The 22,609-nt window shown below is 73.5% G+C and carries 20 protein-coding genes; 8 read left to right on the top strand and 12 right to left on the bottom strand.

Going from position 1 to position 22,609, the window contains the following annotated elements:
• Positions 1-10: 10 nt before the first annotated feature.
• Together CKY47_RS32925 and secA2 are read left to right on the top strand one after the other, a co-directional pair.
• Entirely contained in the window at positions 11-1,306 is a 1,296-nt protein-coding gene (locus CKY47_RS32925; protein ID WP_306750255.1) for an MFS transporter, read from the top strand.
• A 253-nt stretch (positions 1,307-1,559) separates the two neighbouring features.
• A complete protein-coding gene (secA2, locus tag CKY47_RS32930; RefSeq protein ID WP_306750256.1) occupies positions 1,560-3,881 on the top strand; it encodes an accessory Sec system translocase SecA2 in 2,322 nt (773 codons plus the stop codon).
• Between the two features lie 51 nt (positions 3,882-3,932).
• Here secA2 and CKY47_RS32935 read toward each other — a convergent pair whose 3' ends face one another.
• Positions 3,933-4,199, bottom strand: coding sequence for a hypothetical protein (locus CKY47_RS32935; protein ID WP_306750257.1), 267 nt, complete (start codon positions 4,197-4,199; stop codon positions 3,933-3,935).
• Between the two features lie 112 nt (positions 4,200-4,311).
• Entirely contained in the window at positions 4,312-5,244 is a 933-nt protein-coding gene (locus tag CKY47_RS32940) for an extracellular catalytic domain type 1 short-chain-length polyhydroxyalkanoate depolymerase (protein ID WP_306750258.1), read from the bottom strand.
• Positions 5,245-5,329: 85 nt separating this feature from the next.
• Here CKY47_RS32940 and CKY47_RS32945 point away from each other — a divergent pair, with 85 nt between their 5' ends.
• Entirely contained in the window at positions 5,330-6,682 is a 1,353-nt protein-coding gene (locus CKY47_RS32945) for a tannase/feruloyl esterase family alpha/beta hydrolase (protein WP_371320778.1), read from the top strand.
• Between the two features lie 76 nt (positions 6,683-6,758).
• Here the strand turns inward: CKY47_RS32945 and CKY47_RS32950 are convergent, their stop codons facing one another.
• From CKY47_RS32950 to CKY47_RS32960, 3 genes are read right to left on the bottom strand one after another with little or no spacing between them, the layout of a single operon-like run.
• The gene (locus CKY47_RS32950; protein WP_306750260.1) at positions 6,759-8,621 is read right to left on the bottom strand and encodes a helix-turn-helix domain-containing protein; all 1,863 of its coding nucleotides are present in this window, start codon (positions 8,619-8,621) and stop codon (positions 6,759-6,761) included.
• A gap of 4 nt (positions 8,622-8,625) precedes the next feature.
• Complete coding sequence (locus CKY47_RS32955) at positions 8,626-9,960, bottom strand: MFS transporter (protein ID WP_306750261.1); 1,335 nt, start codon at positions 9,958-9,960, stop codon at positions 8,626-8,628.
• 43 nt (positions 9,961-10,003) lie between these two features.
• Positions 10,004-10,765 (bottom strand): 3-hydroxybutyrate dehydrogenase, encoded by a 762-nt coding sequence (locus tag CKY47_RS32960; RefSeq protein WP_306750262.1) that lies wholly within the window; start codon positions 10,763-10,765, stop codon positions 10,004-10,006.
• 195 nt (positions 10,766-10,960) lie between these two features.
• Between CKY47_RS32960 and CKY47_RS32965 the strand changes: the two genes are divergently transcribed.
• Entirely contained in the window at positions 10,961-11,146 is a 186-nt protein-coding gene (locus tag CKY47_RS32965) for a hypothetical protein (protein ID WP_306750263.1), read from the top strand.
• A gap of 15 nt (positions 11,147-11,161) precedes the next feature.
• Here CKY47_RS32965 and CKY47_RS32970 read toward each other — a convergent pair whose 3' ends face one another.
• From CKY47_RS32970 to CKY47_RS33000, 7 genes are all read right to left on the bottom strand, one after another.
• Positions 11,162-12,349, bottom strand: a complete 1,188-nt coding sequence (locus CKY47_RS32970; RefSeq protein ID WP_306750264.1) for a hypothetical protein — start codon at positions 12,347-12,349, stop codon at positions 11,162-11,164.
• Positions 12,350-12,657: 308 nt separating this feature from the next.
• Positions 12,658-13,800 carry an LCP family protein gene (locus CKY47_RS32975; protein ID WP_306750265.1) on the bottom strand — a complete coding sequence of 381 codons (1,143 nt, stop codon included), beginning with the start codon at positions 13,798-13,800 and terminating at the stop codon, positions 12,658-12,660.
• Positions 13,801-13,891: 91 nt separating this feature from the next.
• Positions 13,892-14,281, bottom strand: a complete 390-nt coding sequence (locus CKY47_RS32980) for a DUF3037 domain-containing protein (RefSeq protein ID WP_306750266.1) — start codon at positions 14,279-14,281, stop codon at positions 13,892-13,894.
• Entirely contained in the window at positions 14,265-15,059 is a 795-nt protein-coding gene (locus tag CKY47_RS32985) for a HipA family kinase (protein WP_371320779.1), read from the bottom strand. The genes CKY47_RS32980 and CKY47_RS32985 overlap by 17 nt, the downstream gene beginning before the upstream one ends.
• Before the next feature lie 42 nt (positions 15,060-15,101).
• A complete protein-coding gene (locus tag CKY47_RS32990) occupies positions 15,102-15,905 on the bottom strand; it encodes an SGNH/GDSL hydrolase family protein (RefSeq protein WP_306750268.1) in 804 nt (267 codons plus the stop codon).
• Positions 15,906-15,960: 55 nt separating this feature from the next.
• The gene (locus tag CKY47_RS32995; RefSeq protein WP_306750269.1) at positions 15,961-17,019 is read right to left on the bottom strand and encodes a lactonase family protein; all 1,059 of its coding nucleotides are present in this window, start codon (positions 17,017-17,019) and stop codon (positions 15,961-15,963) included.
• A 142-nt stretch (positions 17,020-17,161) separates the two neighbouring features.
• Positions 17,162-18,028, bottom strand: a complete 867-nt coding sequence (locus CKY47_RS33000) for a PPK2 family polyphosphate kinase (protein ID WP_306750270.1) — start codon at positions 18,026-18,028, stop codon at positions 17,162-17,164.
• A 141-nt stretch (positions 18,029-18,169) separates the two neighbouring features.
• On the opposite strand from CKY47_RS33000, the gene rocD reads away from it, so the two are divergent.
• The 4 genes from rocD (at position 18,170) to CKY47_RS33020 (ending at position 22,485) form a co-directional block, all read left to right on the top strand.
• Positions 18,170-19,393: an ornithine--oxo-acid transaminase gene (gene rocD / locus CKY47_RS33005; protein WP_306750271.1), complete on the top strand. Its 1,224-nt coding sequence runs from the start codon at positions 18,170-18,172 to the stop codon at positions 19,391-19,393.
• A 96-nt stretch (positions 19,394-19,489) separates the two neighbouring features.
• Positions 19,490-20,863, top strand: a complete 1,374-nt coding sequence (locus tag CKY47_RS33010) for a DUF2252 domain-containing protein (RefSeq protein WP_306750272.1) — start codon at positions 19,490-19,492, stop codon at positions 20,861-20,863.
• Between the two features lie 82 nt (positions 20,864-20,945).
• Positions 20,946-21,650: a histidine phosphatase family protein gene (locus CKY47_RS33015; RefSeq protein ID WP_306750273.1), complete on the top strand. Its 705-nt coding sequence runs from the start codon at positions 20,946-20,948 to the stop codon at positions 21,648-21,650.
• Positions 21,628-22,485, top strand: a complete 858-nt coding sequence (locus CKY47_RS33020; RefSeq protein ID WP_306750274.1) for an NAD(P)H-hydrate dehydratase — start codon at positions 21,628-21,630, stop codon at positions 22,483-22,485. The genes CKY47_RS33015 and CKY47_RS33020 overlap by 23 nt, the downstream gene beginning before the upstream one ends.
• Positions 22,486-22,609: the final 124 nt, after the last annotated feature.

The following is a 22,609-nucleotide window of genomic DNA, read 5'->3' on the forward strand; positions in this document are numbered from 1 at the left end:
AGGGAAGAGAATGGTCACGACCGCACCACCCGACCAGCGCCGCACGCTGCGCAAGCTCATGGGCGCAGGCCTCGTGGGCAGCAGCCTGGAGTGGTACGACTTCTTCATCTACGCCACCGCGGCGGCGCTCGTGTTCCCGAAGCTGTTCTTCCCGGGGGCGACGCCGCTGATCGGGCTGCTGCTGTCGTTCAGCACGTTCTGGGCGGGCTTCGTCGCCCGGCCGATCGGCGGCCTGGTGTTCGGGCACGTGGGCGACCGGTTCGGCCGCAAGCCCGCGCTGGTGGCGTGCCTGGCGATGATGGCGCTGGCGACGTTCCTCATCGGCCTGCTGCCGACCAGCGCGTCGATCGGCGTGCTGGCGCCCGTGCTGCTGGTGGTGCTGCGGTTCCTCCAGGGCATCGCGGTCGGCGGCCAGTGGGGCGGCGTCGTGCTGCTGCTGACCGAGACCGCCGGGCCGGGCAGGCGGGGCTTCGCGGGCACGTTCGGCCAGGCGGGTGTGCCGCTGGGCGTGATCCTCGGCAACGTGGCGTTCCTGCTGGTCGGCGCCCTGGTGCCGGCGGCGGAGTTCGCGTCGTGGGGCTGGCGGGTGCCGTTCCTGGCCAGCGCGCTGCTGTTCCCGGTGGTGCTGTTCATCCAGCTGAAGGTGGAGGACAGCCCGGTGTTCCGGGAGATCAAGGAGCGGCGCGCGTCCGCCCCGGCTCCCCCGGCCGCGCCGCTGTCGGAGGTCCTGCGCACCCACCGGCGGCCGGTGCTGCTGGGCGCGGGGCTGATGTTCGCCTCGAACGCCGTGTTCTACGTCAGCATCGCGGGCGTGCTGGACTACGCCACGCGGGACCTCGGCCTGACCCGCAACTCGGTGCTGGTCGTGACGCTGCTGTCGTCGCTGCTGTCGGTGCCGGTGATCCTGCTGGCCGGTCGCTGGTCGGACACCCACGGGCGGCGACCGCTGATCATCGCGGGGGCGGTGGGGATGACGGTGTGGGCGTTCCCGTACTTCTGGTTGATCGACACCGCGTCGCTGGGGCTGATCTTCGTGGCGCTGGCCGTGTCGGGCGTGGCGTCGAGCCTGGTCTACGGCCCGGTGGCGGCCTACCTGGCGGAGCTGTTCGAGCCGCAGGTGCGGTACTCGGGGGCGTCGCTGGCCTACCAGCTGGCGTCGATCCTGGTGAGCGGCGGCACGCCGTTCGTCATGACGGCGCTGCTGGCGGCGACCGGGACGTCGATGTCGGTGTCCGCGTTCCTGCTGGTCATGGGCCTGGTGACGCTGGGTTCGGTGCTGGGGCTGCGGGAGACGCACCGCACCTGACGGGCCGGGGTGGGAGCGGCGACGACGGTCGACCGCCCGGGGGGGGCGCGCCCACGGGGGCGCGCCCCTTCCCCGGTTCCCCGGGTACCACGGGGGTGACGACGCGTAGTCGGCCCCGGAAGGGCGCTGTGCCGGAAAGTGCCCGATTCGTCCCTTCGTCCTCGTGGTAGTGCGGAACCCGCGTGTCGAGACGAGTGAACGGTCAACCGGGTGACGTGCGGAACGTTGTCGCCTTGCCGTACGTTGCCGTGCCGTGACCACTCTCCTGGGACGGTTCAAGCAGCAGCTGCGCCGGTTCGCGCAGAAGCCCGGCTCCGCCGACCTCTCGCCCTACCGCAAGCTGCTCGACGAGGTGAACGAGCAGGCCGAGCGGGTGAAGGCGCTGAGTGACGAGGAACTGACCGCGGCCGCCACGGCGCTGCGCGGGAAGTCCGAGTTCGGCCGCCAGGAGCTGGTCGAGGTCTGCGCGCTCGGCCGGGAGGCCGCCGACCGCGCCCTGGGGCTGCGACCGTTCGACGTGCAGGTCCTGGGCGCCCTGGGGCTGCTGGAGGGCCACGTCGTCGAGATGGCCACCGGTGAGGGCAAGACGCTCTCCGGCGCCATCGCCGCCGCCGGCTTCGCGCTGCGCGGCGACCGGGTGCACGTGGTCTCGGTCAACGACTACCTGGCCCAGCGCGACGCCCAGTGGATGGGCCCCCTCTACGAGCTGCTCGGCGTGAGCGTCGGCTGGATCGACCAGGGCTCCAAGCCCGAGGAGCGTCGCGCCGCCTACCAGGCCGAGGTCACCTACTCCTCGGTCAGCGAGATCGGCTTCGACGTGCTGCGCGACCGGCTGTCCACCGACGAGGGCGACCTGATCGTGCCGGAGCCCCGCGTGGCGCTGGTCGACGAGGCCGACTCCGTCCTCGTCGACGAGGCGCGCGTGCCGCTGGTGCTCGCGGGCTCCACGGCCGGTCCCGCCGTCGACCCCGCCCTGGCCGACCTGGTCAAGCGGCTGCGCCGCGACCTGCACTTCGAGATCGACGACGAGGAGCGCAACGTCTACCTGACGGGCGCGGGCAGCGAGCTGGTCGAACGGGCGCTCGGCGGCATCGACCTGTACTCCGACGAGCACGTGTCGACCACGCTGTCCAAGGTCAACGTCGCCCTGCACGCCCAGGTGCTGCTGCACCGCGACGTCGACTACATCGTGCGCGACGGCAAGGTCCACCTGATCAACGACACCCGCGGCCGGATCGCGAAGCTCCAGCGCTGGCCCGACGGCCTCCAGGCCGCCGTGGAGGCCAAGGAGAACGTGGCCACGACCGACGCGGGCGAGGTGCTCGACTCGATCACCGTGCAGGCGCTGCTGAGCCGCTACCCCACGGTGTGCGGCATGACCGGCACCGCGGTCGCCGTGGCCGAGCAGCTGCGCGACTTCTACCAGCTGGAAGTGCTGGTCATCCCGCCGAACGTGGAGACGGTCCGCGAGGACGAGGCGCCCCGCCTGTACGCGACGCTGGAGCAGAAGGAAGCCGCGATCGTCGCCGAGATCAAGGAGGTCCACGGGACGGGCCGCCCGATCCTCGTCGGCACGCTCGACGTGGCCGAGTCCGAGCGGCTGTCGCGCAAGCTGTCCGAGGCCGGCCTGGAGTGCGTGGTCCTCAACGCGAAGAACGACGCCGAGGAGGCCGCGATCATCGCCGACGCGGGCTCGTTCGGGCGCGTCACCGTGTCGACCCAGATGGCGGGCCGCGGCACGGACATCCGGCTGGGCGGGCACGACTCGACCGACCGGGAGCGCATCGCCGAGCTGGGCGGCCTCTACGTCATCGGCACGGGCCGGCACTCGTCGTCGCGGCTGGACGACCAGCTGCGCGGTCGCGCGGGCCGCCAGGGCGACCCCGGCGGCTCGGTGTTCTTCTCCTCGCTCCAGGACGAGCTGGTCACCCAGTACGTGCCGGACCACGACGAGCCCGCCGAGGTGGACGAGGAGACCGGCCGCGTGACCGACTCGGGCACGCTGCACACCGTGGAGCACGCGCAGCGCATCGCCGAGGGCGTGCAGCTGGAGATCCACCGCAACACGTGGCGCTACAACAAGCTGATCGAGCACCAGCGGCTGCTGCTGCTCAAGCACCGCGACAAGCTGCTGCGCACGGAGCTGGCGTGGGAGGAGCTGTCCTCGCGCAAGCCCGACCGGGTGCACGAGCTGGAGGACCTCGACCACGAGATCAAGGTCAAGGCGGCCCGGTTGGTCGCGCTGCACCACCTCGACCAGCGGTGGAGCGACCACCTGACGTTCCTGACCGACCTGCGCGAGGGCATCCACCTGCGGGCGCTGGCCAGGCAGAACCCGCTGGACGAGTTCCACCGGGAGGCGATCCCGGCCTACAACAGGATCGTGCCGGACGCCTGGGACGAGGCGGAGGAGACGTTCGCCAAGGTGCAGATCGACGCCGACGGCGCGCACCTCGCCGAGGCGGGCGTGCAGCGCCCGAACACGACGTGGACGTACCTGGTCAACGACAACCCGTTCTCCTCCGGTCTGGAGGAGACGTTCAAGGGCCTGGTGAAGCTGGTCCGCCGCCGCTGAGCGGCGGACGGGGGTCGTGCGGGCTGGGAGCGGCCCAGCCCGCTGCGGCGGTCAGACTGCGGGGGCGGCCAACGTCGCGTCGTCCACCGGGTCGGCCTGACGGGGCAGACCGGTCGGCTTCGGCATCCGCTGCTGCACCGCCTGCTCGGTGAGCGCACGGATCTCCGCCAGGATGTCCAGGTGCTGCTTGGACGGTGGCGGACCGACGAAGTTGGAGTGGTCGAACGCGGTGCGTTCGGCCAGGTGGGCCAGGTTCCGGATGCGCTGGATCAGGTCCCACTCCTGCTCTGCGCGCTTCGAGCGCCGTTGCTCAGTCACCCCGGAAGCAGACACCTCACGCCGGGTGAAGGTAAATCACCTGGAGGTGCGAACTTCGCTGCGTCAACTCAGCTACCCCGACCGGCCGCGACAAAACACCCCGATCGGAGGTCTAAAGGCTCCACTCCTGTGCTAGGTGGTAGGCCGCACAGGCATTCACGTCCAGCACGAAAGCCGTTGCCGTCCCGCACTGCTGAGGTGACCCGCCGGGATCGACCGGTTGGCCGTGACCCATACCGGTGACGGTGTGGGAACGGACCACAGGCGACCCCGCGTTGTTGAAGTACGTCGCACGGGGGTAACCCGAAACGGTGTCGGTCACGTCGGCGGTGGCGTCGGTGCCGTGCACGTCGGTCCACTGCTCGACGATCTCCCGCTGGTTGGCCGCGACGACGGTGTGGTCGGCCGTCCCGTGCCACACGGTCATCGTCGGCCACGGACCCCGGTGCGACGACGCCGCGCGCACCTTGTCGCCCCACTGCCCCGGCGTGAGGTTCCTGCCCGGGTTCATGCAGCCGAACGCGTCGATCACCGTGGTGGCGCAGCCCGCGGGCAACCCGGCCACCACGCCGCCGCCCGAGTACACGTCGGGGTAGGCGGCGAGCAGGGCCGAGGTCATCCCGCCGCCCGCGGACAGCCCGGTGGCGAACGTCCGCCCGGTGCCGAAGTCGGCCTTCATCCGGGCGACCATCGAGTCGATCGACGCCGCCTCGCCCTGCCCGCGGGCGGTGTCGGCGGCCTGGAACCAGTTGAAGCACTTGTTGAGGTTGTTGGCGCCCTGCTGCTGCGGCAGCACGACGGCGAACCCCATCCGCCCGGCCAGCGACACCCAGCCGCTGGACGTGCCGTAGCCGGCGTCCTGCTTGCAGCCGTGCAGCACGACCACCAGCGGGCTCCCCGCGGGCAGCCCGTCCGGCACGTGGCGGAACATCCTCAGGTTTCCGGGATTCGGCCCGAACGAGGGAACTTCGACAACGCTCGCGGCGTGCGCGGGTGGCGCGAACACCGTCATCGACAACAGGGCGACCAGTGCGAGTACGCGCATGCGGACCTCCTTGTCCGCACCCGACGGTAAGAGCGGCCCCGCACCGGGCACGATGGCTGCGCGCACCACAACCGCCGCACCGGCCATGGGGGCCGCGACCATTCCGGGCCGCCGCGAACCGCCCTACGGTCCACGGGTGAACATCGCCGTCCCGCTGATCGCAGCGCTCCTCGCGACCACGGTGCAGGCGGTGCCCGCGTCCGCCCGAGAGGGATGCGGCCCCCTGCGCGTTCCCGGTGCCGCGCACCAGGAACTGACCCACCTCGACGACCTGTCCACCGCCGGTGGGCGCACCGACCCGGCCGACTGGGCGGGCCTCACCCCGGCCGGCCTGCCCGCGCCGACCCCGGTGGCGGGCACCCAGGTCGACGGCTACTTCCCCGACTCCTCCACCGGCAACACCAACAACGGGTGGGCGCACGACTCGCAGTTCGTGATCCGCCTGCCGCGCCGCTGGAACGGCGGCCTCGTCGTGACCGGCTCGCCGGGCGTGCGCGAGCAGTACGCGAACGACCGGGCGATCAGCGACTTCGCGCTGGCGCGCGGGTACGCGTTCGCGGCCACCGACAAGGGCAACACCGGCGTGACCTTCCACCGGGACGGCGAGCGGCCGGGGGACGCCATCGCCGAGTGGAACCACCGCGTCACGCAGCTCACCCGCGCCGCGCGGACCGTCGTGGCCCGGCGCTACTGCCGCCCGCCGTCCCGCACCCTGGCCACCGGCATCTCCAACGGCGGCTACCTGGTGCGCTGGCAGCTGGAGAACCACCCCGAGCTGTACGACGGCGGCGTCGACTGGGAGGGCGCGCTGTGGTCGGCGCGCGGCCCCAACCTGCTGACCTTCCTGCCGCCCGCGCTCGCCGGGTACGCGACGGGCGACCGCGCGGCGGTGGTCGCGGCGGGCTTCCCGGCCGAGTCGGAGTTCCTCTGGCCGTTCCACCACCAGCACTACTGGGACCTGACCCAGCGGATCTACCGCGAGGAGCTGGACCCGGGCTGGGACGGCGCGACCGAGGCGGGCACCCCGTTCTGCGCGCCGGGCACGCCGCTGTGCGACGCCGACTACGACTACGCGTCACGGCCGGCGGCGCAGCGGACCGTCGCCCGCATCGCCCTGACCGGTCGCATCGGCAGACCGCTGCTCACCCTGCACGGCACCCTGGACGCGCTGCTGCCGATCGGCAAGAGCTCCGACGCGTACGCCGACCTGGTCCGCGCGGCCGGGCGCGGCCACCTGTTCCGGTACTACCGCGTCGAGGGCGGCACGCACGTCGACTCGCTGTACGACGCCTTCCCGGACCGCCTGCGCCCGCTGACCCCGTGCCACCGCACGGCGTTCGCGGCGCTGGAGGGCTGGCTGGCCGGCACCCGCCCGCCCGCGTCCGCGACCGTCCCGCGCCCCGCGGTGGTGAGCGCGACGGAGTGCGCCCTGGCGTGAACGCCCCGCCCGGCGTGACCCGCCCGGCGTGCCCGCGGTGGGCGCACCGGGCGGGTCACGCCGGGCGGCGGCGCGGTCAGGGCTGCCCCGAGCCCACGACCCGCATCAGCTTCAGCGCCAACTGCACCTCCAGCACCCGCTCCGGCGACTGCCAGTCCTCGCCCAGCAACGACGCCACCCGGTCCAGCCGCTGCACGACCGTGTTCACGTGCACGTGCAGCTCCTCCTTGGCCCGGCTGAGGTTCGCGCCGCACGCGAAGTACGCGGTGACCGTCCGCACCAGCTCGGTGCCCCGGCTCGCGTCGTAGTCCAGCAGCGGCCCCAGCGTCGCGCGCACGTACCCGGTCACGTCGGCCCGGTCGCCCAGCAGGACGCCGACGAACCCCAGGTCGGCCAGGGTGCCGCCAGTGCCCCGCCGGTCGAGCTGGAGCAGCGCGCGCAGGCACCGCACGGCCTCGGCGTGCGCGGTCGCCACGTGCTGCGGCCCGTGCGCCGGGCCGCCCGAGCCCACGGTCACCGGCACGCCGACGGCGGCGCCCAGCACCCGCGCGGCGTCGTGCGCGGCGCGGCGGAGGTCGGCCCCCGGCAGCACCAGCACCACGTGCTCGCCGTGCGTGCCCGCCAGCCCCCGGCACGCCGAGGCGTGGTGCGCGGCGGCGGCCGGCAGCCGGTCGCGGGGACCGTCGGCGACCAGGACGACGTGCTCGGCGACCAGTTCGACGCCCACCCGGCGGGCGCGGGCCCGCAGCGCCACCGGGTCCGGCCCGGTCGACGCGAGCAGGTCGGTGATCAGCTCGCCGCGCACCTTGTTCTCCGCCTCGGCGACCGTGCGGCGCAGGAGCAGCAGCAGGGCGGTGACGACGCCCGCGCGCTCGAACAGCCGGCGGTCCGCGTCGCCGAGGTCGGGGCGGTCGGTGAGGGTCAGGCCGCCGAGCAGCTCGCGGCCCGCCAGCACCGCGCACACCCACGTGCCGTCCTGCGGCACGGCCCGGCCGCTCGCCCGCGAGGCGTTGACCGCGGGCCGCGACGACAGGACCCGCGCGGTGCCGATGCGGGCCAGCTCGCCGCCGTCCGCGTCGTGCACCACGATCCCGCCGCCGAGGACCTGCGCCACGGCGGCGGCCACCTCGGGCACGTCCGCGCCCCGCAGCACGAGGTCCGTCAACCGGTCGTGGGCCTCCTCGGCGCGGCGCATGGCCTCGTTGTGCGCGCGGATCGTGCCGCCCGCGGCGCGGGTCTCCTCCAGCAGGTGCGCGGTGTCCAGCGCGATGGCCGCGTGGTCGGCCAGCGACGACAGCAGCGCCACCTCCTCCGGCGGGAACTGGCGCGGCGACCGGTTGGCCGCGTACAGCACGCCGATGACGCGGCGGTCGAGCTTCAGCGGCACGCCGAGGATCGCGACCAGGCCCTCGTCGCGCACGGCGGCGTCGATCGGGTCGGTGTGGTCGAACCGGTCGTCGGCGAAGTAGTCGGCGGTCACGTAGGGCCGCGCGGTCTGCGCCACGAGCCCGCCCAGCCCTTCGCCCATGCCGAGCCGGACCTGTTGGAACAGCGCGGAGATCGATCCGTCGGTGACCCGCATGTACGTGCCGCGCTCGCCGACGTCGTTCATGCTCAGGTAGGCGATGTCGGCGCCGAGGAGCTGCCGCGCGCGCCGCACGATGGAGCGCAGCACCGCGTCCGGGTCGCGCACGCCCGCCAGGTCGTTGGCGGTGTCGAACAACGCTTCCAGCTCGGCCTCGCGACGGCGGTGCGCGGTGAGCGTGCGGTGGACGCGCATCGCCCACTCGGCCGCCCGCGCGACCCGGTCCAGCCCGACCCCGGTCACGCCCGCCGCGCGGGCCGCGGGGAGCACCTCCGCGAGCCGCTCGCTGCCCGCGTCGTTCGCCAGCAGGTCCAGCAGCTCCAGCAGGTGCTCCACCGCGTCCGCCCCACTCATGCGCTCATGCTGTCACCGAGGAGCGCTCCCCGGTGGTCCGGTCCAGCGACGTCCCCTTCGTCTCCTTGGCCGCCGCCACGGCGATCACCGTGATCACGCACATCGCCACCACGTACAGCACGACGGGCAGGGTGCTCCGGTACGCGGCGAGCAGGGCGGTGGCGATGAGCGGGGCCACGGCGCCCGCCGCGATCGACGCGAGCTGGTAGCCGATGGACGCGCCCGAGTAGCGGACCTTCGTGCCGAACAGCTCGGAGAAGAACGCGGCCTGCGGGCCGTACATGGCGCCGTGCAGCACGAGCCCGACCGTGACGGCGAGGGTCATGGGCACGAACGACTTCGTGTCCAGCAGGGCGAAGAAGGCGAACATCCACGCGGCCATGCCGACCGTGCCGAGCAGGTAGGTGGTGCGGCGGCCGATGCGGTCCGACAGCGCGCCCCACAGCGGGATCGTGACCAGGTGGGCGAAGGACGCGATGAGCACCGCGTTGAGGCCGGCCGACCGCGGCATCCCCAGCTCGCTGGTGATGTAGACCAGGATGAACGCGGTGATCACGTAGTACGACACGTTCTCCGCCATGCGCGCGCCCATGGCGATCAGCACCTCGCGCCAGTGGTGGCGCACCACCGACACGATCGGGGCCTTCTCGGGCTGCCTGGTCGCCTCGGCCCGGCGCTGCGCCGCCAGGAACACGGGCGATTCCTCGACGCTGAGCCGGATCCACAGTCCGATGAGGACCAGCACCCCGGACAGCAGGAACGGCACGCGCCAGCCCCACGACAGGAACGCCTCCTCGTCGCTCTGCACGGCGGCCAGCACGGCGAGCACGGCGGTGGCGAGCAGGTTGCCCATCGGCGCGCCCGCCTGCGGCCACGACGCCCAGAAGCCGCGCCGCGCCGCGCTGCCGTGCTCGGACACGATGAGCACCGCGCCGCCCCACTCGCCGCCGAGCGCGAAGCCCTGGACCAGCCGCAGCAGCGTCAGCAGCAGGGGCGCGGCCACGCCGATGGTGGCGTACGTGGGCAGCAGGCCCATGGCGAACGTCGCGGCGCCCATCAGCAGCAGGCTCAGCACGAGCAGCTTCTTGCGGCCGAGCTTGTCACCGTAGTGGCCGAACACCAGGCCGCCGAGCGGTCGGGCCAGGAAGCCGATCGCGTAGGTGGTGAACGCGAGCAGCGTCCCGACGAGCGGGTCGGCGCTGGGGAAGAACAGCTTGTTGAACACCAGCGCGGCGGCCGAGCCGTAGAGGAAGAAGTCGTACCACTCGACGGTGGTTCCGACGAGGCTGCCTATGACGACCTTGGCGAAGCCGGGTTTCGGCGGGTTCTGCACGGTCATGGCGGTCACCACTTCGTTGGGGGTGTGCTTGCGGGGGAAGGGGTTACTGGGCGGTCCAGCCGCCGTCGATCGTGAACGAGGCGCCGGTGACGTGGCCGGAGTGCGCCCCGCACAGCCACCGCACGACGGAGGCCACCTCGTCCGGTTCCACGAGCTGCTTGATGGCGTGCCGGGCCAGCAGCACGTCGGCGAGCACGCGGTCCGGGTCGATGCCGTGCGCCCTGGCCTGGTCGGCGACCTGGTTCTCGACCAGGGGCGTGCGGACGTAGCCGGGGCTGACGCAGTTGCTGGTGACGCCGTGCGGCGCGCCCTCCAGCGCGATGACCTTGCTCAGGCCCTCCAGGCCGTGCTTGGCGGCGACGTAGGCGGACTTGAAGGCGCTCGCGCGCGTGCCGTGCACGCTGGAGAGGTTGACGACCCGGCCCCAGCCGCGGTGGTACATGTGCGGCAGGACGTGGCGGGCGAGCAGGAACGGCGCGGTCACCATGACCCGCTGGAGCAGCTCGAACCGCTCCGGCGGGAACTCGTGGACGGGGGCGACGTGCTGGAGGCCCGCGTTGTTGACCAGGACGTCGACCTCGGTGGGCAGGCCGGACACGTCGCCGGTCAGGTCGACGGCGTGGCCGGTGCCGCCGACCTCCCGGGCGACCTCGGCCACGCCGTCGGCGTCGCGGTCCACCACGTGCACCTTCGCGCCGGCGGCGGCGAGCGCCACCGCCACCGCCCGCCCGATGCCGCCGGCGGCGCCGGTGACCAGGGCGGTGCGGCCGGAGAGGTCGTCGCTGTGACCGGGGACACTCGTCATGGCCCGAAACGCTAGGTGACCTGCGGTTCGCCGCCCATGTGAGTGGTCTACACAACGTGCGGGCGTCGGGTGTGTTCAGGCAACAGTGAGCGACACGGGCATCGACTTCATGAATACCTACTGAAGTTGGCGTTGCGACATGAGTAGTCTGCTTTGGCCCGATCGGGGGACCAACCAGGCTATGGGGGTTACCAAGTGTCACTCACGCCGATCTACGACGACCTGCTGCGCGAGTTCGAGGGGATCATCCTGGCGAGCCGGGACGTGCCGACCGACGGGGCCGCGGAGAACGGGGAGCGGGCCGACGCCCCGGCCACCGGGGCCGCTGTCGAGACGACCTCGGGGACCATCGACCAGGCCGCCGACACCACGACCGGCTGACCGGCGGGGCGCGCGTCAGCCGCGGGGACGGCGGCGGAAGGCCGCGCGGAGCTGACGGCGCACCCGCCGACCGGCCAGGCCGATCGGCGCGACCACCGAACCGCGCACCCAGCGCACCGGTGCGACGACCGCGCCCCGCCAGACCCGACGGACCCCGCGGCCGACCGGCGCCAGGACGGTGTCCCGCACCCACCTGGCCGGGGTCACGACCAGCGCCCGCCAGGCGCGCGCGAGTCCCCGCCCCAGCGGCCGCAGCGCCCGCCGGAACACCCACACCGCCCCGGCGCGCAGGCGGCGCCCCACCGCCGCCAACGCGCGCCCGACCCGCCGGAACGCCCACACCAGCGCGCCCAGGAACAGCCGGAGCAGCCACCACACCCCGGCGCCCACACCCCGCAGGGGTCGGACCACCACGTTCCACCCGACCCACCGCAGGCCGCGCCCGGCCCACCGCCCCACCGACCGCAGGCCATTCCCGACCTGCCGCCGAACCCACCGCACCCCGGCCCCGACCGCCCGGGCCGCCCGCACCACGACGCGTCGCCACACCCACGACACCCCACGACCGGCCGGCGCCACGCCCGTCCGCCACACCCACCGCGCCGGGTCGAGCACGAGCACTCGCCCCGCCCGGCGCAGTCCGCGCCCGGCAGGTTGCACCAACTCCCGCGACACCCACCGACCCACCGCGCGCACCCCGCGCCCGGCCGGTCGGGCCACCACCGCGAACGTCCACCGGGACGCCCGGCGCACCATCCCGCCGCCGGCGCGCAACCCGCGCCCGACCGCCCCCGCACCGGCGCGCAACCTCCGCCCCACAGCCCCCGCACCGGCGCGCACACCCCGTCCCACCGGGCGCAGGACCGCGACGAGGACCCACCGCCCCGCCCACGACACCGGCCGCACCGCGAACCGCCCGACCGCGCCGGCCACCAGGTGCCCGATCGCGCGCAGGCCGCGTCCCACCGCGCCCGTCACCCGCGCCACACCGCGCCACACCGGACCGAGAGCCGCGCGGAACGAGCGGATCACCTTCCCGCCGAACGCCCACACCCTCGCCGCCGACGCGGCGACCGGGCGCAGCGCCAGGCGGTGCACCGCCTCCCACGCCAACCGCACCGGCACCACGACCAGCACCGCCACGGCGCGCGCCACCCACACCGCCCAAGCGGGCGGCTCGACCTCGTCCTTTTCCCCCGTCATGCCACTCGGACGCACCCGGAGGGCGAGCGGTGCCGCTCGGCGCCGCCATGCGATGAGCGCCTCAACGCCCACCGTCTCATCCGCCCCGGTGACACCGGGGCCCAACCGGCACAAGAAGTCCGCGCCCCGCGAGTCGTAAGCCCGCGCCCCGCGAGTCGTAAGCCCGCGCCCCGCGAGTCGTAAGCCCGCGCCCCGCGAGTCGTAAGCCCGCGCCCCGCGAGTCGCACGTTCGCGTCGGAGCGTGAACTTACGACTCGCCAGGCCTGAACTTGCGACTCGCGGGGCGCGGACTTACGACTCGCGGGTGGTTACTTCGGTTGTTCCAGGAGGTCCGCCGGGACCGGTTCGTCCTTCTCCAGGGCTCCGAACAGGCGCAGGGCGTTGTCGCGGTCCCACTGGACGACGGAGCCCGCGCCGGGCACGGTCGGCGTGCCGCCCACGGGCACCGTGACCGTGTCGACTCCCCCGCCCATCGCGAACGCCATGCCCGCGAGGTGGTGCAGGTGGTCGTCGGAGTTGACCGAGATCGAGTCGGTGCTCGCGAACAGCAGCGGGAACGCGCGGAACGGGTTGGCCAGCACGCCGACGCTGGTGGCCTTGTCGCTCAGCGCGGCCAGGAACTCGCGCTGGTTCTGCACGCGCTGGAGGTCGGCCGTGGCGAACGCGCGGGTCCGGACGAAACCGAGCGCCTGCGCGCCGTTCAGCTCCTGGCAGCCGGGCTGGAGGTCCAGGCCCGCCAACGGGTCCTGCATCGGCTCGTCGATGCACATGTCCACGCCGCCGATGGCGTCCACGATCCCGGCGAACCCGCCGAAGCCGATCTCCATGTAGTGGTCGACGTGGATTCCGGTCGCGCCTTCGATGCTCTGCACCAGCAGCGACGGTCCGCCGATCGCGAACGCCGCGTTGATCTTGTTCTTGCCGTTGCCGGGGATGTCCACGTACGAGTCGCGCGGCACGCTCACCAGCGTCGCCTTCCCGGAGCCGTCCGGGATGTGCAGCAGCATGATCGTGTCGGTGCGCCGACCGCCCGCGTCACCGGTGGCCAGCTCGGCCTTCTGCTCCTCGGTCAGGTCGTCGCGCGCGTCGGACCCGACGAGCAGCCAGTTGGTGCCCGGGGTGTCCGCCGGCCGGCCCTCGTAGTCGCCGAGCGCGTCGATGCGGCGCAGCGACGAGTCGACGTACACCCACATGCCGACGCCGAGCGCCAGCAGCAGCACCAGCACGACCGCGACGATCCGGCCGACCCGGCGCTTGCGGCGCGGCGGCGCCTGCCGGTAGCCGCCGGCACCGGCCCTCGCGACGGCGGGTGCCCGGCCGCCACCCTGGCGTGCGCCCTGCTGCGGCTGCTGGTAGCCGGGTTGCGGGTAGGCGCGCGTGCGCTGCTGGGGAGGACGCTGCGCGGGGCGCCCTCCCCCTTGGTACCCGCCCTGCTGATACCCGCCGTTCATCTGGCGACCCCGCTCCGTGTGTCGGCCACTGCTCGCAGATAAGGACGCGACGCGTGGCAAGAGGTTGCCAGCCTAGTGGTCGGGTCGCGCCCTAGTGGTCCGGCGGGAGCACGAGGGCGGCCAGCAGGCGGTCCAGTTCGGCCACCGGGTCGTCGGTGAGGCCGGTGTGCGCGGGCGAGGTCTGCACGATGGTGGACCGGGGCGCGGTGAGCCACCGGAACCGCTGCCCGGCCGACGTGCGCGCCACCGGACCGGCGGTCGGCGAGCCGTCGCACGACAGCCCCAGGTGCTCCAGGCTCGCCCGCAGCACCTCGACGTCCAGGAACGGGTCGAGCGCCAGCACCCGCTTCTCGTCCACGTGCACGCGCGCACCGAGGAAGTCGAGGTCCTTGCAGTAGACGAGGACGCCGACGTTGACGAACTCGCCGCGCTCCTGGCGGGGCACGGCGCGCAGCAGCGCGTACTCAAACACGTGCGGCACGGGCGGCCTCCAGTGCGTCGACCCACGTCCGCGGCGCGGCCAGGCGGGAGGTGAAGAACTGCTCGTACGCGCCGCGCACGGCGTCCGGCGTGCCGAACGCCTCGTCCTGCGCGAGCCACTCGTCGGGCACGAGCGCCAGCACCTCGCGCACCAGTTCCGGGGTCACGCGGGCGGTCAGCTCGGCGTCCACGTCGGCCAGCGGGCCGGCGAACGGCAGCATCAGGTGGTCGGCCGCGTCGAACCGGTAGGTCGCCGCGGGGAACCGCTCGGGCCGCCACGAGTGGTGGAAGTACAGCGAGGCGCCGTGGTCGATGAGCCACAGCTCCCGGTGCCACAGCAGCGTGTTGGGGTTGCGCCAGCTCCGGTCGACGTTGAGCGTCAGGGCGTCCAGCCACAGCAGCCGGGTCGCCAGGTCGCTGGACGGCTCGCGCACCACCGGGTTGTAGTCGAACGAGCCGGGCAGGTAGTCCAGCCCCAGGTTCAGGCCGCCGCTGGCCTTGAGCAGCTCCTGGACCTCCTGGTCGGGCTCGGCGCGGCCCAGCTCGGGGTCCAGCTCCGCGAGCACGAGCTCGGGCACGCGGAAGCCGAGGCGACGGGCCAGCTCGCCGACGACGATCTCGGCGATCAGCGCCTTCACGCCCTGGCCCGCGCCCCGGAACTTGAGCACGTACATGCCGAGGTCGTCGGCTTCGACGAGGCCCGGCAACGAACCGCCCTCCCGCAGGGGCGTGACGTAGCGGGTGGCCGCGACCTGGCGCAGCCCGTTCGTGGGGTTCACGCCCGGCATCATCGTCAATGCCGGGCGCGGACCGCCAACCGGTTACGCCGCGGAGCCCGCCAGGGCCGGCAGGTAGCCGGACGCGTGACCGGCGAGGTTGGGGTGGTAGGAGCGGTCGACGGGGACGAGGACGAGCCCGTTCACCCACGGGTCGGCCGCGCACGCGCCGTGCCCGTCGAACTCGTCGCGCACGTCGGCGAACCGGAACCCGGCGGCCTCCGCCCGCGCGGCGGTGACCTCGGTGATCACGTCGACGGCGTGGTTGAGCGCCTCCCGCTTGGGCCCGGTCATCAGGCACCACGAGTCGAACGAGAACAGCTTCGGGTAGCCGACCACGACGACGTCCGCCCGGTCGGACGAGCGGCCGTTCGCGCGGTCGGCCAGCCGGTCGCGCACCTTCCCGTAGAGGGCGTCGAGGCGGCCGGGCAGCTCGCCGCGGATGAACGCCTCGGCGGTGGCGACGCGGTCGCGGCACCCCTGGTCGTCGCTGAGGGCGCAGGTGATCATGACGTCCTTGAACCCGGCGTCGTTGCCGCCCGCCTGCACGGTGACGAGCCCGGTCCTGGGGGTGACGCGGTCGGCCTGGGCGGTGACCTCCGCGGTGGTGGCCTGGGAGCAGGCGACGGTCACCAGGGTGGCGCCGGTGAGTGCGGCGAGCAGGTTCGGGTAGGCGTGCGGGCTGCGCCGGCAGTCGTCCTGGGCCTCGTCGCCCGCGCCGAGGCCCGCCGCGTAGGAGTCGCCCAACGAGACGAGTTCCAGCGCGGCGGGCTCGGGAACGGCGGGCGCCGACCAGGCGGCCGGCGCGGTGGCGAGGACCACGAGGAGTGCGACCAGGATCGTCTTCATGGGGGTGGTCGTACCACTGTGGACGGTCCGCGCGGCCGAAATGGACCCGGTGGTGTTACCCCCGGAAGGCGACGCAGACCGGGATCGGCGCGTCGGTCGACGACACCTGCCGCAGTCCCCCGGTGGCCCGGTCGACGGCGAACACCGTGACGTCGCCGGAGTTCTGGTTGGCGGCCAGCAGGAACCTCCCGGCCCGGTCGAGCACGATGTGCCGCGGGTACTTCCCGCCCACCGGCGTGGTGCCGACCAGCCGCAACGCCGCGCCGGACCGTTCGACGGCGAACACGGCGACGCTGTCGTGCCCCCGGTTGGAGAGGTAGACGAACCGGCCGTCCGGCGACACCAGGACCTCGGCCGGGTAGTTGCGCGGGGTGGTGGGCGCGCCCTCGGGCAGCGTGCTCAGCCTCGGTCCGGGCTTGAGGGCGCCGCGCTCGTAGCTCGCCACCACGATCGTGGAGTCCAGCTCGTTGGCGATGTAGGCGAACCTGCCGTTCGGGTGGAACGCGAGGTGCCGCGGCCCGGCGCCGGGGTGCAGGCGCGCGGTGCCCGCGAGGGTCAGCGTGCCGACCTCCTCCAGCTTGTAGCTGTAGACCGAGTCGGTGCCCAGGTCGACGGCGAGCACGAACTCGCCGCGCGGGTCGGGCAGCACCTGGTGGGCGTGCGGCCCCTCCTGGCGCTCGGGGTCCGGCCCGGAGCCCTGGTGCCGCACGAGGTCGGTGCGCTCGCCCAGCCCGCCGTCAGGGCGCACCGGGTGCACCGCGACGCTGCCCGAGCTGTAGTTCGCCGACAGCAGGAACCCCTTGTGCAGTGCGAGGTGGCACGGGTCCGCGCCACCGGTGCTCCGGCTGTTCAGCACCTTGGGCACGCCGTCCGCGCCGACCGCCAGCGCGGTCACCTCGCCGTCGGACTGCTCGTTGACCGCGTAGGCGAACCTGCCCGCGTCGACCACGAACGACGGGTTGGCCACGTCCTCCACCACACCGGTCACCCGCAGCCGCCCGGTCGCGGGGTCGAACGCGCCCAGCCCCAGCCCCGTGCCGCCACCCGGCCACGTGGTGTAGGTGCCCAGGTAGGCGCGCACCTCTCCACGCGCTTCGGCCACACCCTCGGTCATCAGCAACCCCGCTCCCACGCCAACCGCCCCCAGGAACCGCCGCCTGTCCACAGCCACACCGAACCTCCGCTCGCCCGCCCGCGGCGGTTCCACAGTGGCCCAGGCCACTGTGGCAGAGCAAGAGGTGCAATGAAGATTGCGTCTAGCGCAACGGGTCGGCGTCCCGGAGGCGTGCCAACTCGACCTCCGGATCGTACGAGGGCTCGGGCCGTCGCGGGGCCAGGTCCCGGAGCGCCCCGAGGAGAAGGCTCGCCACCGCCCAGTTGCGGTACCACTTGCGGTCCGCCGGCACCGCGTACCAGGGCGCGGCCTCGGAGCAGCGGACCAGCGCGTCCCGGTAGGCCTCCCGGTAGGCGGAGAACTTCGCCCGCGCGGCGAGGTCGGCCGGGTCGTACTTCCACTGCTTGAGCGGGTCCTCCAGGCGGGCGAGGAGCCGTTCCTTCTGCTTCTCGGGCGAGATGTGCAGGAAGCACTTCACGAGGGTCACGCCCTGCTCGACCAGGTCCGCCTCGAACTCGTTGATCAGCGCGTACCGGCGTCCCCACTCGTCCTCGGGCACCAGCCCGTCCACCCGCGCGACGAGCACGTCCTCGTAGTGCGAGCGGTCGAAGACGCCCAGGTAGCCGGGCGGCGGGACCTGGCGGCGGATGCGCCACAGGAAGTCGTGCGACCGCTCCTCGGGCGTGGGCCTGCCGAACGCGGCGACCCGCACGCCGTGCGGGTTGACCAGGCCCAGGACGTGCCGGATCGTGCCGCCCTTGCCCGAGGTGTCCATGCCCTGGAGCACCAGCAGCACGCGCCGCCTGCCGCCGCCGACGCCCTCAGCGAAGAGCGCCTCCTGGAGTTCGTCCAACTCCTCGCCGATGCGCGCGACCTCGCCCGCGGCCTCCTCCTTCGAGCGCGGACCGACCGGGGTGGCGGCCGGGTCGAGCGCCGCGAGGTCCACCGATCCCGGGTTCACCCGGAAGATGTCGGAAACGGACTGGACCTGCGCCGACTCTTTCACCATCGTCGCAACCTAGCCCGCCCGCCAGGGCGGTGCACCTCATGCAACGAATCACCGTCGAACGAACGAATTGCGCAACGAACTCACCGGATGCGCAACGGCTAGCGGCTGAAATCGCTGGCATCGGCCCCTTAGCCTGGTTACATGACCGCCACCTTCCTCCCCGCCACGGAGCAGTTCATCGCGCTCGACGAGGAATGGAGCACCCACAACTACCACCCGCTGCCGGTCGTGATCTCGCACGGCGAGGGCGCGTGGGTGACCGACGTCGAGGGACGCCGCTACCTGGACTTCCTGTCGGGCTACTCGTCGCTGAACTTCGGGCACCGGCACCCCGACCTGGTGGCCGCGGCGGTGGAGCAGCTCGGCCGCGTCACGCTCACCAGCCGCGCGTTCCACCACGACCGGTTCGGCGCGTTCTGCCGCGAGCTGGCCGAGCTGACCGGCACCGACCTGGTGCTCGCGATGAACTCCGGCGCCGAGGCCGTCGAGTCGGCGATCAAGGTGGCCCGCAAGTGGGCGTACCGGGTGAAGGGGGTGCCGGCGGGCGAGGCGGAGATCGTGGTGGCCGGGTCGAACTTCCATGGCCGCACCACGACGATCGTGTCGTTCTCCACCGACGACACCGCCCGCGACGACTTCGGGCCGTTCACGCCGGGCTTCCGCGTCGTGCGGTACGGCTCGCTCGACGACCTGCGCGCCGCGGTCACCGACCGCACCGCCGCCGTGCTGCTGGAGCCCGTGCAGGGCGAGGCGGGCGTGGTCGTGCCGCCCGCCGGCTACCTGCGGGGCGTGCGGGAGCTGTGCGACGAGCGCGGCGTGCTGATGATCGCCGACGAGATCCAGTCGGGGCTGGGCCGCACCGGCGAGCTCTTCGCGCTCGACCACGAGGGCGTGCGCGCCGACCTGTACACGCTGGGCAAGGCGCTCGGCGGCGGCATCCTGCCGGTGTCCGCGGTGGTCGGGTCGCGCGACGTGCTGGGCGTGCTGCGGCCCGGTGAGCACGGTTCGACGTTCGGCGGCAACCCGCTGGCGTGCGCGGTCGGGCGGGCCGTGGTGCGGCTGCTGGCGACCGGCGAGTACCAGCGGCGGTCCCGCGAGCTGGGCGCCCACCTGCACGCGCGGCTCGGCGAGCTGGTCGGGCACGGCGTGGCCGAGGTGCGCGGGCGCGGGCTGTGGGCGGGCGTGGAGATCGCCCCCGGCGGACCGCGCGGCCGGGAGGCCTCCGAGGCGCTGGCCGGGCTGGGCGTGCTCTGCAAGGAGACCCAGGACACCACCCTGCGCGTCGCGCCGCCGCTGATGATCTCCCGCGAGGACCTCGACCGCGGGATCGACGCGATCGGGCAGGTTCTCCGCACCCGCGGGTAGCTCTCTGCCCGATTTCTACCCGCGAGGCTGATTTCGCAGGTCACAGACGTGTGGAGGTCGGTGCACCCGCCGGCCTCGACGCGCATCATTACCCGCATGGGTGAACGGAAGCGGGCCGAGGCGGCGCAGGCGCTGGGCCGGTGGGTCGAGCCGGAGGAGGTCCTGGCCCGAGGTCGGGAGCTGCGGGCCGCGGTGGGCCACGAGGCGCACCGCGAGGTGCTCCTGGCGCACGACCGGCCGTCCGTGGTCGAGTTCGTCGACGCGTCCAACGAGGGCAGGCTGCCCGAGTTGGTGCCATTGCGGGTCGGCCGCATGCTCGCCTCGCCGTTCGCGTTCTTCCGGGGCAGCGCGGGCCTGATGGCGGGCGACCTCGCGGCCGGCGCCCGCACGGGGCTGGACGCCCAGCTGTGCGGGGACGCGCACGCGGCGAACTTCGGGCTCTACGGCACGCCCGAGGGCACGATCGTCATGGACGTCAACGACTTCGACGAGACGCTGCCCGGCCCGTGGGAGTGGGACCTCAAGCGGCTGGCGACGTCGCTGGTGCTGGCGGGCCGCGAGGGCGGCGTGTCGGAGAAGGGCTGCCGCGACGCCGCCGAGGACGCCGTCAACGCCTACCGCAACGCCCTGCGGCGCCTGGCCGCCATGCCGTTCCTGGAGTCGTGGAGCGCCCTGGGCGACGAGTCGGCGCTGTCCAGGACCAAGGCCGACGACCTGCTCGACCACTTCACCAAGGCCGCGTCCAAGGCGCGCAGGAACACCAGCGCCCGGGTCGCCGCGAAGTGGACCCGCCGGGAGGGCGAGCACTGGCGGTTCATCGCGGACCCGCCCGTGCTGACCCGCGTCACGCCGGGCACCGCGCGGGCCGTGGTCGACGCGCTGCCGTCCTACGTGGACACCCTGCGCGAGTCCCGCTACAACCTGATCATGCGCTACGGCGTGTCCGACGTGGCGTTCCGCGTGGTCGGCACGGGCAGCGTCGGCCTGCGCAACTACCTCGTGCTGCTGCACGGCAACGGCGACGAGGCGCTGGTGCTCCAGGCCAAGGAGGCCCGGCCGTCCGCGCTGGCGCCCTTCCTGAACACCGCGCCGGTCAGGCACGAGGGCAAGCGGATCGTGCACGGCGCGCGGCTCGTGCAGGCCGAGACCGACATCCTGCTCGGCTGGACCACCATCGAGGGCAGGCCCTACATCGTGCGGCAGTTCCGCAACCGCAAGGGCGAGATCGACGCGACCACCCTCAAGCGCGAGGACCTGGACGACTACGGCCGGCTGGCGGGCGCGCTGCTGGCCCGCGCGCACAGCCGCTCGCTCGACCCGAGGCTGCTGGCCGGGTACTGCGCGGGCGGCGACGGCCTGGACGACGCCATCGCCCGCTACGCCCTGGACTACGCCGACCGGACGTGCGCCGACCACGAGGAGCTGGTGCGCGCCGTCAAGTCCGGTCGGCTGCCGGCCGAGATCGGGTGACCCCCGCACCGGAGCGACCCCTCGTCGGAGCGACCCCCTCGTCGGGGTGCCCGCCGCGCCCGGGAGGGCTAAGTTCGTGCGGGTGGACTGGATCGGAGTGATCAGGCACGGCGAGAGCACCGGCAACGTGGCCCGCGAGGTGGCCGAGTCCGGCGGGCACGAGGTCATCGACATCAGGCAGCGCGACGCGGACGTGCCGCTGTCGGAGGAGGGCGAGCGGCAGGGCCGGGCGCTCGGCCGCTGGTTCGCCGCGATGCCGCGCGAGCAGTGGCCGGACGTGGTGGTGGCCTCGCCCTACCGGCGGGCCGTCGACACCGCGGCGCACGCCCTGCGCGGGCACCCGAGGATGCTCGTCGACGAACGGCTGCGCGACCGCGAACTGGGCGTGCTGGACCTGCTGACCACGCACGGCGTCGCCGCGCGCTACCCCGACGAGGTGGTGCGCAGGCGCAGGCTGGGCAAGTTCTACTACCGGCCGCCGGGCGGCGAGTCGTGGGCGGACGTGGCGCTGCGGCTGCGGTCGCTGCTGCGCGACCTGGACGGCGCGCGGGTGCTGCTGTTCGCGCACGAGATCACCCCGTTCCTGCTGCGCTACCTGCTGGAGTGCGTGCCGGAGCGGGACATGCTGGCGTACGCGCACAACTCCACCGTGCCGAACGGGTCGCTCACCTCGTGGCATCGGGAGGGCGGCGCGTGGGTACTGGAGAGGGAGTTCGACGCCGACCACCTGGTCGAGCACGGAGCCGAGCCCACGGAGACCGAGGATGCCACCACCCGATCGGCCTGAACCCATCACGTCCGCGCTGCTGCGGGAGTGGCTTCCCGACCGCGAGGACCACGGCACCGTCCTGGTCGTCGGCGGGTCGCGGCGGGTGCCGGGGGCGGTGCTGCTGAGCGGCATCGCGGCGCTGCGCACCGGCGCGGGCACCCTCCAGCTGGCCACCGCCGACCGGCACGCCTCCGGCCTGGGCCTGGCCGTGCCGGAGGCGATGGTCGTGGGCCTGCCGGAGACCGGCTCGGGGGCGGTGTCGCGGGAGGCCGCCGACGTGCTGGGCGACCTCGTGGGCGACGCCGCGTCGCTGGTCGTCGGGCCCGGCCTGGTCGACCCGGACGAGACGGCGGCCCTGCTGGAGCGCCTGCTGCCTGCCACGCGGGGGCCGGTGGTGCTCGACGCGTTCGCGCTGGGCGCGCTGGGCACGCACCCCGAGCTGGGCGACCCGGTGCGCGGCCGGATGGTGCTCACGCCGAACACCGTGGAGGCGAAGTACCTGCTGGGCGGCGAGGACGTGGACGACCACGTGAAGGCGGCGGTGGCCATCGCCGACCGGCACGACGCCGTGGTCAACCTGATGGGTGTGGTGGCCGCGCCGGACGGCCGGGTGTGGCAGGACGCCACCGGGCACGTCGGACTGGGCACCTCGGGCAGCGGCGACGTGCTCGCGGGCCTGGTCGGCGGCCTGCTGGCGCGCGACGACGACCTGGCCCGCGCGACCTGCTGGGCCGGGCACGTGCACGCCATGGCCGGTCAGCGGCTCGTGCCGCGCACCGGCCTGACCGGGATGCTGGCCCGCGAGCTGCTCGACGAGGTGCCGCACGTCCTGGTGGAGCTGCGCTCCCGCTAGCCCCGGACGGCGCGCACCCCGAGGGTCCAACGCCCAGGTCGCGAGAGTCCCACGTTCGTGCCCTCCGAGTTCCACGATCGGCCGGTCCCGCCGTTCAGCGAAGGGTCCCGAACGCAGAACTCAG

It is taken from the genome of Saccharothrix longispora (assembly GCF_030852425.1).
Lineage (GTDB): Bacteria > Actinomycetota > Actinomycetes > Mycobacteriales > Pseudonocardiaceae > Actinosynnema > Actinosynnema longispora.

What these genes read in the sequence shown, in the direction of transcription:
- CKY47_RS32925 (WP_306750255.1), top strand. Translation starts at nt 11, where the DNA reads ATGGTCACGACCGCACCACCCGACCAGCGCCGCACGCTGCGCAAGCTC.
- CKY47_RS32940 (WP_306750258.1), bottom strand. Translation starts at nt 5,244, where the DNA reads ATGCGCGTACTCGCACTGGTCGCCCTGTTGTCGATGACGGTGTTCGCG.
- CKY47_RS32945 (WP_371320778.1), top strand. Translation starts at nt 5,330, where the DNA reads ATGGGGGCCGCGACCATTCCGGGCCGCCGCGAACCGCCCTACGGTCCA.
- CKY47_RS32950 (WP_306750260.1), bottom strand. Translation starts at nt 8,621, where the DNA reads ATGAGTGGGGCGGACGCGGTGGAGCACCTGCTGGAGCTGCTGGACCTG.
- CKY47_RS32955 (WP_306750261.1), bottom strand. Translation starts at nt 9,960, where the DNA reads ATGACCGTGCAGAACCCGCCGAAACCCGGCTTCGCCAAGGTCGTCATA.
- CKY47_RS32960 (WP_306750262.1), bottom strand. Translation starts at nt 10,765, where the DNA reads ATGACGAGTGTCCCCGGTCACAGCGACGACCTCTCCGGCCGCACCGCC.
- CKY47_RS32970 (WP_306750264.1), bottom strand. Translation starts at nt 12,349, where the DNA reads ATGACGGGGGAAAAGGACGAGGTCGAGCCGCCCGCTTGGGCGGTGTGG.
- CKY47_RS32975 (WP_306750265.1), bottom strand. Translation starts at nt 13,800, where the DNA reads ATGAACGGCGGGTATCAGCAGGGCGGGTACCAAGGGGGAGGGCGCCCC.
- CKY47_RS32990 (WP_306750268.1), bottom strand. Translation starts at nt 15,905, where the DNA reads ATGAAGACGATCCTGGTCGCACTCCTCGTGGTCCTCGCCACCGCGCCG.
- CKY47_RS32995 (WP_306750269.1), bottom strand. Translation starts at nt 17,019, where the DNA reads ATGACCGAGGGTGTGGCCGAAGCGCGTGGAGAGGTGCGCGCCTACCTG.
- CKY47_RS33000 (WP_306750270.1), bottom strand. Translation starts at nt 18,028, where the DNA reads ATGGTGAAAGAGTCGGCGCAGGTCCAGTCCGTTTCCGACATCTTCCGG.
- rocD (WP_306750271.1), top strand. Translation starts at nt 18,170, where the DNA reads ATGACCGCCACCTTCCTCCCCGCCACGGAGCAGTTCATCGCGCTCGAC.
- CKY47_RS33010 (WP_306750272.1), top strand. Translation starts at nt 19,490, where the DNA reads ATGGGTGAACGGAAGCGGGCCGAGGCGGCGCAGGCGCTGGGCCGGTGG.
- CKY47_RS33020 (WP_306750274.1), top strand. Translation starts at nt 21,628, where the DNA reads ATGCCACCACCCGATCGGCCTGAACCCATCACGTCCGCGCTGCTGCGG.